At 43.2% G+C, this 15,362-nt stretch carries 17 protein-coding genes and 1 pseudogene; 10 read left to right on the top strand and 8 right to left on the bottom strand.

The annotated features are described in order from the left end of the window. Positions 1–51 precede the first annotated feature (51 nt). The 3 genes and pseudogenes from B3P16_RS20045 (at position 52) to msrB (ending at position 1,605) form a co-directional block, all read left to right on the top strand. Positions 52–276 (top strand): Na+/H+ antiporter NhaA, encoded by a 225-nt coding sequence (locus B3P16_RS20045; RefSeq protein WP_286844405.1) that lies wholly within the window; start codon positions 52–54, stop codon positions 274–276. Between the two features lie 330 nt (positions 277–606). Continuing rightward, a pseudogene (msrA, locus tag B3P16_RS24275) lies at positions 607–1,074 on the top strand (peptide-methionine (S)-S-oxide reductase MsrA); the annotation flags it as partial. A 33-nt stretch (positions 1,075–1,107) separates the two neighbouring features. Next, positions 1,108–1,605 carry a peptide-methionine (R)-S-oxide reductase MsrB gene (msrB, locus tag B3P16_RS24280; RefSeq protein ID WP_349681494.1) on the top strand — a complete coding sequence of 166 codons (498 nt, stop codon included), beginning with the start codon at positions 1,108–1,110 and terminating at the stop codon, positions 1,603–1,605. Between the two features lie 104 nt (positions 1,606–1,709). Here msrB and B3P16_RS20055 read toward each other — a convergent pair whose 3' ends face one another. The 3 genes from B3P16_RS20055 to B3P16_RS20065 all read right to left on the bottom strand — a co-directional run bounded on the left by B3P16_RS20055 (position 1,710) and on the right by B3P16_RS20065 (position 3,798). Beyond that, entirely contained in the window at positions 1,710–1,949 is a 240-nt protein-coding gene (locus tag B3P16_RS20055; protein ID WP_286844038.1) for a hypothetical protein, read from the bottom strand. 302 nt (positions 1,950–2,251) lie between these two features. Beyond that, complete coding sequence (locus B3P16_RS20060) at positions 2,252–3,271, bottom strand: DUF1800 domain-containing protein (protein ID WP_313552783.1); 1,020 nt, start codon at positions 3,269–3,271, stop codon at positions 2,252–2,254. 164 nt (positions 3,272–3,435) lie between these two features. After that, on the bottom strand, positions 3,436–3,798 hold the full coding sequence (locus tag B3P16_RS20065) for a response regulator (protein ID WP_286844040.1): 363 nt from the start codon (positions 3,796–3,798) through the stop codon (positions 3,436–3,438). Positions 3,799–4,072: 274 nt separating this feature from the next. On the opposite strand from B3P16_RS20065, the gene B3P16_RS20070 reads away from it, so the two are divergent. Together B3P16_RS20070 and B3P16_RS20075 are read left to right on the top strand one after the other, a co-directional pair. Continuing rightward, positions 4,073–5,167 (top strand): S41 family peptidase, encoded by a 1,095-nt coding sequence (locus B3P16_RS20070; RefSeq protein ID WP_286754632.1) that lies wholly within the window; start codon positions 4,073–4,075, stop codon positions 5,165–5,167. A gap of 201 nt (positions 5,168–5,368) precedes the next feature. Next, a complete protein-coding gene (locus B3P16_RS20075; RefSeq protein WP_070566561.1) occupies positions 5,369–5,617 on the top strand; it encodes a hypothetical protein in 249 nt (82 codons plus the stop codon). A 149-nt stretch (positions 5,618–5,766) separates the two neighbouring features. On the opposite strand, the gene B3P16_RS20080 is transcribed toward B3P16_RS20075, so the two are convergent. Then, entirely contained in the window at positions 5,767–6,189 is a 423-nt protein-coding gene (locus B3P16_RS20080; RefSeq protein WP_286844042.1) for a MarR family winged helix-turn-helix transcriptional regulator, read from the bottom strand. A gap of 48 nt (positions 6,190–6,237) precedes the next feature. Between B3P16_RS20080 and B3P16_RS20085 the strand changes: the two genes are divergently transcribed. The 3 genes from B3P16_RS20085 (at position 6,238) to B3P16_RS20095 (ending at position 10,401) form a co-directional block, all read left to right on the top strand. Then, complete coding sequence (locus B3P16_RS20085) at positions 6,238–8,532, top strand: excinuclease ABC subunit UvrA (protein ID WP_286844044.1); 2,295 nt, start codon at positions 6,238–6,240, stop codon at positions 8,530–8,532. 184 nt (positions 8,533–8,716) lie between these two features. Next, a complete protein-coding gene (locus tag B3P16_RS20090; protein WP_286844408.1) occupies positions 8,717–9,865 on the top strand; it encodes a zinc-dependent alcohol dehydrogenase in 1,149 nt (382 codons plus the stop codon). An 11-nt stretch (positions 9,866–9,876) separates the two neighbouring features. Then, positions 9,877–10,401 carry a hypothetical protein gene (locus B3P16_RS20095; RefSeq protein ID WP_286754629.1) on the top strand — a complete coding sequence of 175 codons (525 nt, stop codon included), beginning with the start codon at positions 9,877–9,879 and terminating at the stop codon, positions 10,399–10,401. 212 nt (positions 10,402–10,613) lie between these two features. Here the strand turns inward: B3P16_RS20095 and B3P16_RS20100 are convergent, their stop codons facing one another. From B3P16_RS20100 to B3P16_RS20115, 4 genes are all read right to left on the bottom strand, one after another. Next, positions 10,614–11,504 carry a helix-turn-helix domain-containing protein gene (locus B3P16_RS20100; RefSeq protein WP_286754628.1) on the bottom strand — a complete coding sequence of 297 codons (891 nt, stop codon included), beginning with the start codon at positions 11,502–11,504 and terminating at the stop codon, positions 10,614–10,616. A 52-nt stretch (positions 11,505–11,556) separates the two neighbouring features. Then, on the bottom strand, positions 11,557–12,381 hold the full coding sequence (locus B3P16_RS20105; RefSeq protein ID WP_286844046.1) for an SDR family NAD(P)-dependent oxidoreductase: 825 nt from the start codon (positions 12,379–12,381) through the stop codon (positions 11,557–11,559). A gap of 188 nt (positions 12,382–12,569) precedes the next feature. Further along, entirely contained in the window at positions 12,570–13,163 is a 594-nt protein-coding gene (locus B3P16_RS20110; protein ID WP_286754626.1) for an NAD(P)H-dependent oxidoreductase, read from the bottom strand. A 108-nt stretch (positions 13,164–13,271) separates the two neighbouring features. Then, positions 13,272–14,219, bottom strand: coding sequence for an NADP-dependent oxidoreductase (locus tag B3P16_RS20115; RefSeq protein ID WP_286844048.1), 948 nt, complete (start codon positions 14,217–14,219; stop codon positions 13,272–13,274). Positions 14,220–14,307: 88 nt separating this feature from the next. Here B3P16_RS20115 and B3P16_RS20120 point away from each other — a divergent pair, with 88 nt between their 5' ends. Together B3P16_RS20120 and B3P16_RS20125 are read left to right on the top strand one after the other, a co-directional pair. Further along, positions 14,308–15,150 (top strand): AraC family transcriptional regulator, encoded by an 843-nt coding sequence (locus tag B3P16_RS20120; protein WP_286844050.1) that lies wholly within the window; start codon positions 14,308–14,310, stop codon positions 15,148–15,150. After that, positions 15,147–15,362: a hypothetical protein gene (locus B3P16_RS20125; protein WP_286844052.1), complete on the top strand. Its 216-nt coding sequence runs from the start codon at positions 15,147–15,149 to the stop codon at positions 15,360–15,362. Before B3P16_RS20120 ends, B3P16_RS20125 begins: the two co-directional genes overlap by 4 nt.

Below are 15,362 nucleotides of genomic sequence, written 5' to 3' on the forward strand. Positions count from 1 at the left end.
ATCGACTGCTGGCCCGATTTTCGGGGGTGGTATTAACAGTAGATTAGCAGTCTGCCAGAAGGAAGCTCATTCAAACATATCCTGGGTGTGGGTTTATTGGCTGGAATTGGCTTTACCATGTCTATATTTATTTCCATCCTGTCCTTCAGCGACGCGCTGCATATAGACGCGCTGCATATAAATGAAGCGAAGTTATCGATTCTGCTAACCTCCCTGCTAGCGGGAATTTTAGGTTATATGGTATTGTCGGTGTTCGGCAAAAAAAGTAGTGTATAAACTTTTAGCAACTTAATAATAGATTTCTATCGGTAACAGTAGGTATTGTCTGCTTCAGGTAAAAAAAGTGCCTGCATCCTAAAACTCTCTATCGATCTTTATGGAATTTCATAACTAGATATATCTTACCAATAACGAAGCAAAGAATCCCAATTTTTAAATTGATTAAAACCGATCTGGATCTTTACATCGTATATTAAAAAACAAGAATGGAGAAACGCTATGAAACAGGTATTTTTATTATTATTACTAGGATTAGGCTTATTTATGCTCAGCAAATTTGGTTTTTCGCAGAAAACTAATGATTCCAAAATAATTAAAAAACAAGCTATGAACCCTACCGGCGATAAAGATCAGGTTATTTATTTTGCAGGGGGATGTTTTTGGGGTACGGAGCATTTTCTTAAGCAGGTCCGCGGGGTGACCGCTACCGAAGTTGGTTATGCCAATGGCAATGTAAAAAAACCAAGCTATGAGCAGGTTTCCACAGGAAAAACGGGCTTTGCGGAGACTGTCAAAGTCACTTACGATCCACAGATCGTTGACTTAAAGCTGCTCGTAGATTTATTCCTAAAGACTATCGACCCGACCTCGCTCAATAAGCAAGGAAACGATATCGGAACACAATATCGTACCGGTATTTACTATACAAATGATTCAGCCATTCCGGTTATCAAGGAAAGCCTTGCCGAACTGGCCAAAAAATATCCGGCAAAAATAGTTGTTGAACTGGAACCCTTACAAAATTACTACGACGCTGAGACATACCATCAAAAATATCTCGACAAAAATCCAGGTGGCTACTGCCATATTGATCCGGAATTATTCGAGATGGCTCGCAAAGCCAATCCTTCTCCCGCCAAAGATACAGCTGTGTCACCAACCTACAAAAGAAAGGACAAGAGCACACTTAAAAAAGAACTTACTGCACTACAATATGATGTAACACAAAATCAGGCAACCGAGCGTGCCTTTGATAACGCATATAATGATGAGTTCAGAGATGGCATTTATGTAGATATTACTACCGGTGAACCGCTATTTGTCTCGACCGACAAGTTTGAATCAGGCTGTGGATGGCCCAGCTTTTCCAAACCGATCAATCCAGACTTAGTCGAAGAATTAGCTGATAATTCTCATGGCATGCGCCGGACGGAAGTACGTAGCAAAACTGGCGACGCTCACCTAGGACATGTCTTTGATGACGGCCCTGCCGACAAAGGGGGGCTACGCTATTGCATCAATAGTGCTTCTCTCCAATTTGTGCCTAAAGAAGAAATGAAAGACAAGGGTTATGAAAAATATTTGCCCTTGCTAGCCAAGAAGTAAATGGTATAGCTTAAAAGGCTCTTAGCAAAAACTGATGCAAGTCTGCATCAGTTTTTTGTGCGCTGCTAACCCACGAACAGACTGTATTCATACAGCTGTGCTTTTTAAATAAAATCATAAATCCCATTTTTCCATCCCAATATTTTGGTGGAATCCGCATGTAGCCAGTTTTTCAGCACTGTTGCATATACTTTTCGAAAATCTTCCGTATACTGGAGATCCCCCTCATTGAGCTGAGTCAGGTCAGGCAAGGCATTGAGCAGTCCCTGTCGTTTCAAGCCTCCGGATAGAAAGAAGAGCTGGTTGGCCGTACCATGGTCCGTGCCATTGCTGGCATTCTTCATAAAGTTTCTTGAAAAAGGGTAAAGCCGGATGAATGCCCGCTTCATCCGTAAGGGCCATCGCATTATTGACCGCAATCGTCTGCCGTTCCCGAAAATAAATATCATTGCGTATCGGCACAATAGTATTCAGCCCGTCATTGCCGCCACTAAGCTGCAAGATGACCAACACTTTATTTCCCCTTTCCAGTGCTTCGGGCGAGGACATGGCTTTTAAGAAATTGGGCAGCAGCAGCGATGCTGTTGCGAGTGTACCTGCTTTAATAAATTGGCGTCTTTTGATGAACATGGTTTCCTATTTACGATTAACAAAGTTGATATTCGGGGATGCTCATGACTTCAATAATAGTTCTACGCCGGCTTCCACCAGCGTAGCTATCGCGCAGTTTCTTACCAAACGAAGGCTGCTGCGACAGCAAGAGCTCAAAGGGATCCCGGTCGGCAAATGCAGCCTCGACCCCAGCCCAGTCAATGGATATTTTGGGATTTTTGTAGGCCTTAGCCAGCGCCCGCGACTGCTTTAGACCCATGTCGAGGTCGTCGTCATTCTGCGCATCAAGGTCTAGCGGCCGCAGGCCGGTCCATATCTGTGGGATCTGCATCCGTAGTAATAAGGTCGAGCTGTTGATCCAGGCTTTTCCCGACGGCCATCCCGCCACATTCGGCGGATACAGGAGCATCTGCCCCAGCAACTTTTGATAAACAATCAGGTTTTCAGGATTCGCTATTTCCATGGGCAACATGCGCATGATACCGGCCATGAGCTCTACCGGTGACTTTATTTTATTACCGACATTTTTGGAGTCGTAAAACCAGGCTGCTGTAAATATGCGGTCGAGCAATTGCTTGATATTGTATCCAGAATCGTAGAAATCTCTACTCAACGAAACGACGGTGTCCTGATCCACTTGTTCATTGACTAGAAAACGGTAGAGTTTTGCTGTGATAAAACGGGCCGTAGCGGGTTGATCCAGGATAATATCCAACACGGCATTACCGTCAAAATTCCCGGTTTTACCCAAAAATGTTTTGCGGCCCGAGTCATGAAACTTTTTACGCTCCAGGAACTGGCCATCCTTATTATACGACCAGCCCGTAAATGCGCGTGCAGCTTCCCTTACATCCGATTCGGTATAGTTACCAGTCCCCATGGTGAAGAGTTCCATCACTTCGCGGGCAAAGTTTTCATTGGGGTGATCTTTTTTATTCTGCTGGTTGTTGAGGAAATTGAGCATCGCCGGAGCTTTGGAAACGGCAAACAGCAGATCCCGAAAATTTCCGAGCGCATTTTTCCTGTTTTCTTTTATACCTAAATAACGAATTATTTAGCTGTGGTTGCTTACAGTAAGGTTCGATTTAACAAACATTAAGCTAAATTAACAAAGTGACTACCAGCCCGAAACTGCGACTCTAAGTTGGCAGCAATATGTTCTGCCCGCTTTTTTCATGAAAAACCGATACATTTTTAAGTTTGGTCCGCTTCCCAAAACTACGCATACATCACTTTCTCGACTAAATCATAGAGATCGTCAAGTTCAAATGGCTTTGCCAGAAAAGCATCTGCTCCGCATTCGTCGGCTACTCTTGGCGCTCTAGCACTAGCAGACATCATGATAATGGGCATGTGGCTATATTTTTGCCCTGTTTTTAGCTCACGCACAAGTTCATCACCGGTCAACCAGGGCATCATTAGGTCGATAATCAACAGGTCAGGTTGCACAATTTCAATGAGTGCGATAAGTTCCGTACTTTTTGATGTGCTGATCACTTCTATGCTGTCACTTTCTAAGGCAATTGCTAATACATCTAAAATAAGAAGTTCATCATCGCAAATGACTATTTTCTTTTTCATTTTTTTCGAATCTTTAATACGTTTATAGTTTCATAAGATCGGCCCTAGTGGTTATACAATAACCGCGTAAACCATTATATAGCAGACTTTGCATCTTGTAAACTGTACACTATAGACAGCCGAGGTTCCACTATAGTTTTAATAAAGACGAATCAAAATCAGTAATAGGATTTATCCGTACTAATGCATCTTTTCTTCGCTGTGTACGCGTGTATTTTCTATTTTTAGTCTATATTTGTACGATCGACAATTATTAACATTTCTGATTATACACATGAACACACGCGTCCTATTTTTATGGCTATTGCTAAGTTTACCTATCTTAAATTTCGCCCAAAACTGCAATTGTGAATCCAATTTTTTGTGGGTAAAAAAAACGTTTGAAGAGAATGATGCCGGTTTTCAATACATCATCAGCAAGAAAGGCCGGGATGCTTATGAATTGCACAATGCGCTATATCTCAAAAAAGTAAAACAATTGCCCAATAATCAGGAATGTGCTACATTGCTCAATCAATGGATCCGTTTCTTTCGTAATGGACATATCGGTGTAAATTATATTGGAAAAACAAAGAAAGCCGAAAAGGTTACCGAACAAAATAAGCCTTCTATTGAAAAGGACCTAAATCCATTAAACGCTACAAAGCCATTTTTCGAAAAATTAAATGAAAACACGGTTTACCTCCGTATTCCTGATTTTGAAATATCCGAAAAGAAGGCGATTGACAGCCTTATATTGGCCAACCGAGCAACCATCTTATCGACCGAAAACTTTATTATTGACGTCAGAAATAATCCAGGTGGAAGTGATGCGAGTTATAGTAGTCTTATCCCCTTCTTATACACGCAACCGATTAGAACCGTAGGTGCATTATTTTATTCGACTGATTTAAATAATCAACGCATGTTGGAGCTGAGTCAAAACCCCGATTTTGACGAGGAGTCTAAAAAGACGTTCAAAAACTACTACGAAAAATTGCAGGCCAATAAAGGTGAGTATGTTGATTTATTCAATAAAAAAGTAAACATAACCAAGCTGGATACCATTCAGCCCTACCCCAAAAACATCGGAATCGTTATCAATGAAAATAACGGGAGCACGACAGAGCAATTTCTATTGACTGCCATGCAAAGTAAAAAGGTAAAATTGTACGGTCGAACAACAAAAGGGATGCTTGATATTTCTAATGTAAATATCGTTACATCACCCTGTGGCGATATTGAACTGTATTATGGATTATCTAAAAGTTACCGTATTCCGGACTTCCCTGTAGACGATATCGGATTACAACCGGACGTCTTTATTGATAAAACCATTGATCCTAAGAATTGGCTAAATTTTGTGCGCGACCACCTCAATGGAGAATAGAATTAAGATAAAAAGTTTAGTTACATATATTTTTTTTTGCAAGCTGCTTTACGATGGGTATTCCGATGCCTGAATCGCCAAATTTTAGCGTCGGATCCATAAAAGAAGGTACATTTGCGTTAAAATTGTCCGGACGCCGGCTAGGTCATCGACTCAACTTGGCACATCCTGTTTCATATTTTTTTTGTATATTATCTCACTATGAAAATAGTAGACATCACAAAAGACACTTTAATCAGTGCTCAGAAAGAAGGATTTACCGTATTAATCACCAAATTTAATTCCGATCCGTTAAACCCAACCTGGATTGTCGACAAGGTTGAAAAAGACAAAATAGAAGCTAGCAAAAAGGCACTGAGCGAAAGCTACCAGCTATGCTATTCCCTTAAAGAAGCTATTCTAACGGTTGATAACCGCCCCTTTATTGGAAAATTACAGTTAAGCCATTAATAGCGTTTGATCAGTCCATAATGCCATACGCAATCGAAAGACTGTGTTCTTTAGCTCCCCTCTTGGGATGATGCCTAACAAAACAGGATTACGAATAATATACGTACGAGCAAAGGCAGCCAGAAGTGGCTGCCTTTTCCGTTTAAAGACTATTTTTTCACTCCTGTCAACACCTTATCGAGCAATTCGCTCAGCTTAATTAATTCCTCTTCCGACAGGCTTTTAGCCGCTTCTTTGGCCACGGTTTCCCTGAAATTCTCCGAATTGTCGATGATGAACTTGCCCTGATCCGTTACACGCAAATTGAAAATACGGCGGTCGGCCGGGGACTGCTGCTGCTCAATGAGATTATTGGCGATCAAAAATTTGAGCTGTTTGGAAACTGCCGGCGGACTTATATGAAAGGCCTGCGCGATCTGTTTTACGATACAATGATCGTGGCGGTAAATATATTCGATCATATTATAGTGGGTCGCTGTTACACCATTGATGTCGCCCCTATTCATATTGGCCAAGATGAAGCATTGTAAATCGGTAAATACTTCATAAAATTTGTGTTCGGCTTTGTTCATCACCCCTAAAATAGTTAACTTAGTTAATAATTACCAAAGTTAATGATTATGGAACACATAAACATCATACACGCCCGGCAAAATAATCTCAAGAATATTTCTTTACAGATCGAAAAGAAAAAGATTACTGTTTTTACAGGAGTCTCCGGGTCGGGCAAGTCCTCTTTGGTCTTTGAAACAGTAGGCGCCGAAGCGCAAAGGCAGTTCAGCGAAACACAGGGCAGTTTTATCCGAAACCGACTGCAGCATATTGGCGTTCCTGATGTCGACAAAATCGACAACCTGAATGTCCCCATTATCATCAATCAAAAAAGATTGGGCGGCAATGCACGCTCGACCGTAGGAACGGCCACCGATATTTATGCTTCCCTGCGCTTGCTTTTCTCGCGCATGGGGACACCCTTTGTAGGCTATTCAAATGCCTTTTCATTCAATAATCCCTTGGGGATGTGCAAAGCCTGTGAAGGGCTGGGCATGGTGCAGACCGTAGATGTCGATCGCCTTATCGACAAGCAAAAATCGCTGAACGAGGGGGCAATCCGCTTTCCGACCTTTCAACCGGGAGGCTGGCGCCTGACACGCTACACCCAGTCAGGCTATTTTGACAACGACAAAAAGCTGAGCGATTATACGCCGCAGGAATGGGAGCTCCTGTTGCATGCCGCCGAGCACAAACCCAAACATCCTGCCCGGGAATGGGGTAAAACGGTACAGTATGAGGGCATTATCCCCCGCCTTGAGAAAGCATTCCTCAAGAAGCAGTCGAAGGAAATCCTAAGCCGAAAAGAAGCGTTAAGCCATACGATCATTACCAAAACTTGCCCTGTATGCAAGGGAAAGCGGTTGAATGATACGATTCTGTCCTGTAAAATAGCAGGCAAAAACATTGCCGACTGTACGGCGCTCTCGATCGATGAGCTGCTGGAATTTGTTGCTTCTTTACATTCCAGCACTTTTGATGTCATCCTTACCGAATTGAAACATAAACTTCAACATATCGTCAACATCGGTTTGCAGTATCTGACCTTGGATAGACGTACAGACACCTTGTCGGGCGGAGAAAGCCAGCGCATCAAAATGGTCCGGAACCTGGGGAGCAGCCTCACGGATTTACTCTATATTTTTGACGAGCCGAGCATCGGCCTTCATCCAATGGATTTACAGAACATCGCCGCAATTATTAAACAGATCCGTGATAAAGGCAATACCGTATTGCTTGTGGAGCACGACCCCGATTTGATCCGCATAGCCGATTGGGTCATCGATATGGGACCAGCGTCGGGAAAAAACGGTGGCGAGATCGTGTATAACGGTACTGTTGCGGGACTAAAAACATCCAGCGGAAAAACAGGCCGGTACTTTGCCAAAGCGCCCCAACTAAATACTAAACCACGATCGGCTAACGGATATCTGGAAATTAGGCATGCCAATCTGCATAATCTGAAAGACATCCAGGTCAAGATTCCCCAGAAGGTGATGACGGTGGTTACGGGCGTGGCGGGCTCCGGTAAGAGTACGCTTATCAACAAAGTGCTGCCCAAATTTTATCCAGAGGCCACCATTATTGACCAGTCGTTATTTTCCACAGGTGCGCGCTCCAACCTATTGACCTATTTGGGTTTATCGGATGCGATACGTGCACTGTTTTCAAAAGCAAATCAGGTATCCGAAAAATTGTTTAGCCGAAATAGCCTGGGGGCCTGTGAAAACTGTAAAGGTATCGGTATCGAAAAAATTGATCTGGCCTTTATGGATGATATTGAACAGACCTGCGAAGTATGCGCTGGCTCCGGTTTTAAGCCCGAGGTTTTAAAATATCATTACCACAGCAAAAATATTGTTGAGGTAATGGATATGACCGTCGCAGAAGCCTATGATTTTTTCCCGGACAAAATCTACCGCCAGTCCTTTGACATGTTGCTCCAACTCGGCCTGGACTATCTGACCTTAGGGCAACGGTCGGACAGCTTTTCGGGTGGGGAAAGACAACGTCTGAAACTGACCAAGGAACTGAAAAACTCCAACAAGATTATCGTGCTTGATGAACCCAGCACAGGCTTACATCCAAACGATACCGAAAAGCTATTAAACTTTATCAATAACCTGGTGGACAACGACAATACGTTGATCGTTATCGAGCATAACCTCGATGTCATCGCGCAGGCCGACTGGATTATCGATATTGGCCCTGGAGCAGGCAAATATGGTGGCACCGTGGTGTTTACAGGAACAGTTGCCGATTTGCTCCAGGATAAAGTCTCGGTGACGGGGTCATGTCTGCGCCAACATCTCCGTAACGGCCCTACTAACCCTAAGAAAGACGAGAAGAAGCGGACATTTTGAATCGTTGAAATACCCTATAAATTCAATTTGATGGCTGGAGTGTCTTAAATACGCACTGTAACGTATAAATCCGCTATCCGCAAAGTAGCCAAACGAATGGCGCAGCACATCCCTTCCCTAAGTAAGTGTCTTCGAACGGGCGCTGGCTTTTTTGATAGATTAAAAATTCGAAATTATGCTTGCAATGAATTACAGGGGCCCCTATCGCGTGCGCGCAGATAAAAATGCCCCATTGCCAGAAATCCTCCATCCGCAGGATGCGATTGTCCGGGTACTGCGTTCCTGTATCTGCGGATCAGACCTGCATCTCTACCATGGACTGGTACCCGACACCCGGGTAGGCTCTACTTTCGGTCACGAATTTATCGGTGAGGTAGTTGAGGTCGGAGCGGCAATAGAAAATCTGAAAGTGGGTGACCGGGTGATGGTCCCTTTTAACATTGCCTGCGGCAAATGTGCTTTTTGCCGGCAGGAATTATACGGCAACTGCCATGAGTCGAACCCCGAAGCCACCGCCGTGGGTGGCATCTTTGGCTATTCGCATACCGCAGGGGGCTATGCCGGCGGGCAGGCCGAATATGTGCGGGTGCCCTATGCCGATGTAGGCCCTGTGGTGATCCCCGACTGGATGGACCCCGACGACGCGGTCTTGTTGACCGATGTAGTGCCTACAGGCTATCAGGCGGCTGAAATGGCTGGCATACAGCCCGGCGATACCGTGGTTGTATTTGGCGCTGGCCCTATCGGTATTATGGCTGCCAAGTGCTCCTGGCTGTTTGGTGCAGCACGCGTCATTATTATTGACCAGGTGGACTATCGGCTTGAATTTGCCGAACGCTATGCGCAGTGTGAGGCCGTCAATTTCCGGTCTATAGGCGATCCTGTTGTTTTTATCAAGACAATTACCGATTCGCTGGGGGCCGATGTGTGTATTGATGCCGTAGGTTGTGAAGCTGCCGGAAATGCGATGAATACGCTTTTAGGAAGATACATGATGCTTCAAGGCGGATCTACTACAGCACTTCATTGGGCAATTAACAGTGTAAAAAAGGGCGGCATCGTGTCGATCGTCGGTGTTTATGGTCCGACTAACAGTCTGGTCCCGATAGGCAATGTGCTCAATAAAGGGATTACGATAAGGGCCAATCAGGCCTCGGTGAAGCGGCTTTTGCCAAAACTGATCCAACATGTACAAGACGGCATTATCAATCCAAAGGAACTGATTACACATCGGGTTCCACTGGAGGAAGTGGGCGATGCCTATCACCTTTTCTCTTCCAAATTGGACAACTGCATCAAGACCGTGTTAATCCCACCATTGGCTTCAACTTAAGATATTTTATTATGATAACAGATCAAACAACACCCGAAGAATTTATCAACGATAGAAAAGGACATTATAGCTACATCAAGGGCTGGGGGATCGATTTTGACCCCAGGAATGATCCGACCTTCCCCATTAAAAAACGAAATAACGAAGAACACCAAGGATATGCCTGGCAACGGCCTCCACTACAGGAAGAGACGGTTGAAATACTCAAATCTGTGGAAAGACCCAATCTGACAGCAGTCTATGGTACCAGCAGTCCACCAAGCGGCCTGAGTGGCGCAATTCGGCGCATCGCTTTCAAATACAGCGAATCAAGCTACGGACGCTGGCTTCCACTAGTCCTGGCAGACCGCGTCAATATGCTGGAAGGCGTGGCACAGGATATCGCAAAAGGCCATCTCCCTAATATCGCCAAAGAACTCGGCCTAGGCGCTGAATGGAAATTTAATAAAAAGGCCTTTATCAGCAAATCTATTGTGGCCGGTCTTGCGATTGGGTTGGTGGCCTATCAGTTTTGCTCGAAAAGAAAAATGAAGTGATCGATCCTATCCCATTAATCGATCCTCTCCACGAGCTGTTGGCGCTGAAACGCTGTCGCATGTCGACTGCGCGACAAATACCTGCGCTCGACGAATAGCAGTACAGCATCTCTCGCCCGAAAATTAAACGGTCGATGTAAGTGATTGAACACAAACAGAGAGTCACAGGAAAATGGTTCATTTTCCTGTGACTTATAACAGCTTAGCTTCTATCAGTTCAACTGGGATTTTCTAAATTCCAAGGGTTTCATCCCCGTCTGTTTTTTAAAAAGTCGGGTAAAATAGGATGGGTTTTCAAAACCGAGTTCATACGCAATTTCAGCGACACCCTTCTCCCCTAGACGCAGTAAATTCTTGGCTTCTGAAATCATAAAAATATGGACCAGCTCCATGGCCGTCTTGCCCGTTTCCTGCTTGAGCAGGTCACTGAGGTAGCGTGGCGACACAAAGAGCTGATCGGCCAAGAAGGCCACATTGGGTAAGCCGCTTTTGGCTAGCAGGCCCTGATTGACATAATTGCGAAGCTGATCATTAAACCTGGATGCTGTTTTGCCGCTCACCTGCGCCCGATCGATAAACTGTCTTTTGTAATAGCGCTGCGCATATTTCAGGATCGAAGAAACATGGCTCAGCATAATTTCACGGCTGTATTCATCGGGATTATTCTCGTATTCGTCCTGGATTTTTGCATAGAGCTCCAAAATTAGCTGTTCTTCTTTCGGGGAAAGATGCAGCGCCTCGTTCACCTCATAATCGAAAAAACTGTATTTTTCGATTTCCTTGAAAAGTTCATAGCCATGCAGGTAGTCTTCGTGGATCATCAACATATAGCCCTCTTCTTCAAATTCCAGGTTTTTCATCTCGATGATCTGCCGGGGTTTTGCAAAGAAAAGACATCCGTTATCGTGATCGTAGCGCGTACGCCCGTACATTAGATTGCCGGATTTGATTTTCTTGAACGCAATCACATAACAGTCGGCGGTAAATTCCCTATCCCCCAACTTACAATCGGAAAGACAGCCGACCAAGCTGAAGAGCGGATGCTGCGGCGCTGCCCAACGATTGCCCAGATGAAGTTCTGTCAGGGTTCTATAATGTTGCATCGGTTTTCATTTTATCAAAGTTAAACAATATTCTACCGGAAATAGCGGTTTTTTAATGTCCGTGCGCTGCAATGCTGACCTCTTTCCAGTGCTGGATATCTTCAAGCCTTTGCGTATACACATCATTGATTACCTGATAGGCAATTTTACCGAACAACAAACGCTTGGGCGGATTTTCACTGTCGATGATGTTTAGCACAGGCTCTACCGTAGCTTCAACTTTGCCCCAGGTATCGGGGTTATCACCCGTCGCTGCAAAAGCTGCACGCACGGCATCATAATCGGTAATATCCGAAGAAGTCTGCACCGCAGATGCTCCTGCCCAGTCTGTCGCAAAACCGTTTGGTTCAATCAAGGTCGTTTTGATGCCTAAGTGCGCGGTTTCCGAACCGATGGTTTCGATAAGCCCTTCTACGGCAAATTTTGAGGCATTGTATAAACCCAATAAAGGAATCGTAGTTAAGCCAAGGAAACTGGAAACCTGAATAATATGGCCGCTCTTTTGTGCCCGCATAATCGGCAATACCGCTTGCGCCACCCACAGGGATCCGAAGAAATTCGTTTCCATCTGATCACGGGCCTGCTGCTCGGAGGTTTCTTCGGTGGTACCAAATAAGCCAAATCCCGCGTTGTTGATCAGCACATCGATCCGTCCAAAATGATCTTTGATCTTGTTCACAGCGGAAAAAACAGCTTCGCGGTTGTTCACATCCAATTCCACTTCGAGTATATTGTCGCCATAAGCCGCTTTCAGCTCTGCTAATGCAGCAATATTTCTTGCCGAGGCGGCTACTTTATCGCCGCGTTGCAGTAAGGCCTCAGCCCATAATTTTCCAAATCCTTTGGAAGCTCCTGTTATAAAAACTATTTTGCTCATTTTTTATTCTTTTGTTTATACAAAATTACCGCTATTGGTACGGGGAGACTAACTCATTTGAGCTAAAGAATAGCACAGATTTACGGCACGCTACTCGACGCGGATACATCTATTCACCACCAGGAGTTTATACGCTTCACTTACCTGAGGGATGCTTCACTATTCTCCTTCGTATGAAATTTGTTATCCTAATTAGCAATGAGATTTATATCTGCTTGAGCAATTGCTTCCACATTGTCCAATACTTCTTGATAATCCGTCGCATTGAATTCGTGCACAGGACCTATAAAATCATGTTGAATGATCGTTACTCCACAATATTCCAAAATGCCTTTTTGTAACTGAACGAGTCCGCTGGATTTATAAACATCTTGGTACACTTCCAACGACATATCGCCAGCCGTAGTGATGATATGTCCTGTTTTTCCTTTTAGCAAACCTTCAGTTGGTTGATTTTTATGACTTCTAAAAGTAATTCCCGGAAGAAAAGCTCTATCAATAAATCCTTTCATAATCGAAGGCATACCCAACCACCAGATGGGATGAATCCACACCTGATGATCGCTCCAGTGAATATCTTCTAAAGCCTTCAACAGATCAGGTTCAAGTTCCATTCTTTGCCGATAACCAAATTGCAAATTGGGATTAAAATCTAATGTTCCAATATGAATATATCGGACTTCTGCCCCTAGATCTAGCGCCGTTTTAATATACCGATCTGCAATAACTGTGTTGAAGCTTTCTTTATCGGGATGTCCGTTTATAACGAGTATTTTTATCATTTCAATATATTTATGATGTACTTAAACAAGGCTATCTGTTGTTTGTAAAAGTGATTGCACTGTACGAACTATCCAAGATAGCTTGTGCGAATTCTTTTCTTATGTTTTTTATAAAGTGACAACCACTTTCCCAACAGTTCGTCCCGTTTCTATCTGCAAATGTGCCCGAGCCATTTCATCAAAATCGAACACATGCGAAACGTGTGGTTTTAATATACCTCGCTCCAAAAAAGAAGCTATAATAGCCATATCTTTTTTACTGGAATATACCGCCATAAAATAGCAGGCATGAAGTTGCTTTTCCTTTGCTTTCTGTTCATCCTCTTTTGTGTATCCTGAATTTAAGGCTACAATGGTTCCGAATGGCTTTAATACTTGTACGGATTTTTGAAAGTTAGCTCCGCCAATCGATTCAACCACAAAATCAAGATCGTGTAACACTTCTTCAAATGGCTTCATTCTGTAATCAAAACATTCATCAGCTCCTAATCCCAAAACAAAATCCCTGTTTGGGGCAGATGCAGTGGCAATCACATAGGCTCCCAAATATTTGGCAATCTGTACAGCAAAGTGACCAACACCACCTGAAGCGGCGTGAATTAATACGCGATCTCCTGATCTCAATTTTCCATAACTATCAAAAGCTTGCCACGCTGTTAAGGCAGCCATCGTACTAGCCGCTGCTTCAATATGTGTGATGTTTTTGGGTTTTAGCGCCAAATGAGAAATTGGAGCCGCCACGTATTCGGCGTAAGCTTTTCCATGACCTACAAAATTGACCATACCAAATACTTCTTCCCCGATTTTAAATTCGGTAACATCTGCTCCTACCGCCACAACTTCTCCCGAAATATCCCAACCTAAAATTAAAGGATCAAAATGCGCTAGATCTTCTGCCAAAGGAGCTTGTCGATTTCTTACTTTATAATCTACTGGATTAATACTTATGGCTTTCACTTTGACCAAAACCTCGTTAGCCTTAATTAAAGGCATTTCAATCTCTTTGTAAAGGAGATTTTCTGTATCTCCAAACTCTTTTAAAACTATAGCTTTCATTTATTCTTACGTTGAATTATACAAAATTAGCCCTATATAACACCTTTTAACAGGTATATATCGAGTACATTTGGGTATATTTGCATTTATGGCAAGAGAGAATATTTCTAAATCGCTGGAGGTCTATTATGAAAAAGTAAATTGTTGCCCACTTCGGGATCGACAGTTTAATTTTTTTGAATTTGTATATGTACTATCTGGGAATGGTGTACATGGCATCAATGGTAATGAACTTCCGTTTGAACCCGGTGATCTTTTTCTCATCACGCCAAATGATTACCATTCTTTTGATCTTGGTAGTATTTGTGAATTTATGGTTATCCGTTTCGGAGAATACTATGTGCGAGAATATCAATGGAAAAGTATTGATCATATCGAATGTCTGTTGCACAATGCGTCGGATTTAGCTGGATCTGTGTTGATCAACCAGGATGATAAGAAAATGGTTAGCTCATTGATTCAACACATCCAACAGACGCTTATCCAAGAATCTGTGTATACGGAAGATCTATTGCGGCATTTAGTCAATGCTTTGATTGTCATTGCTGCGCGAAATATTGCCATTATTAAACCCAAAAATATAAGTCCACATGCAGACAATCGTATCTTGCAGATATTGGATTATATTCAAGAACATATTCGTTATCCGGCACGTTTGACAATCGCTGTCATAGCGGAAAGATTCGATCTTTCTCCAACTTATTTGGGTAGCTATTTTCGTAAACAATGCAATGAATCCCTTCAGCAATATATCTCTTCGTATCGCATCAGGCTTATTGAACATCGCTTACGTTTTAGCGATAAAAGAGTGCACGAAATAGCGTATGAATTTGGTTTTGCAGACGAAAGTCATATCAATAAGTTTTTCAAACGACACCAAGGAATGAGTTTAAAGCAATACCGTGATTCAGCGATTAAAGTTGCTGATTGATACGAATAAAGCGCACTGCAGGAGTAATCTATGGTGTCTGGTCTAGTCATTGGATTGGTGGTTTATGGGCTTTGTTCCAAAAGAAAAATGAAGTGATCGATCCTATCCTAGTGATCGATCCTATCCTAGCGGTATTAGCGCTAAAACGCTCTAATGCAACTGCTCAAAAAACTGAGCGAGTGATACGGATCGTCCAAATTTCTTCAAAATAA

The sequence above is a fragment of the Sphingobacterium sp. UBA7631 genome (assembly GCF_002483935.1).
GTDB classification, from domain to species: domain Bacteria; phylum Bacteroidota; class Bacteroidia; order Sphingobacteriales; family Sphingobacteriaceae; genus Sphingobacterium; species Sphingobacterium multivorum.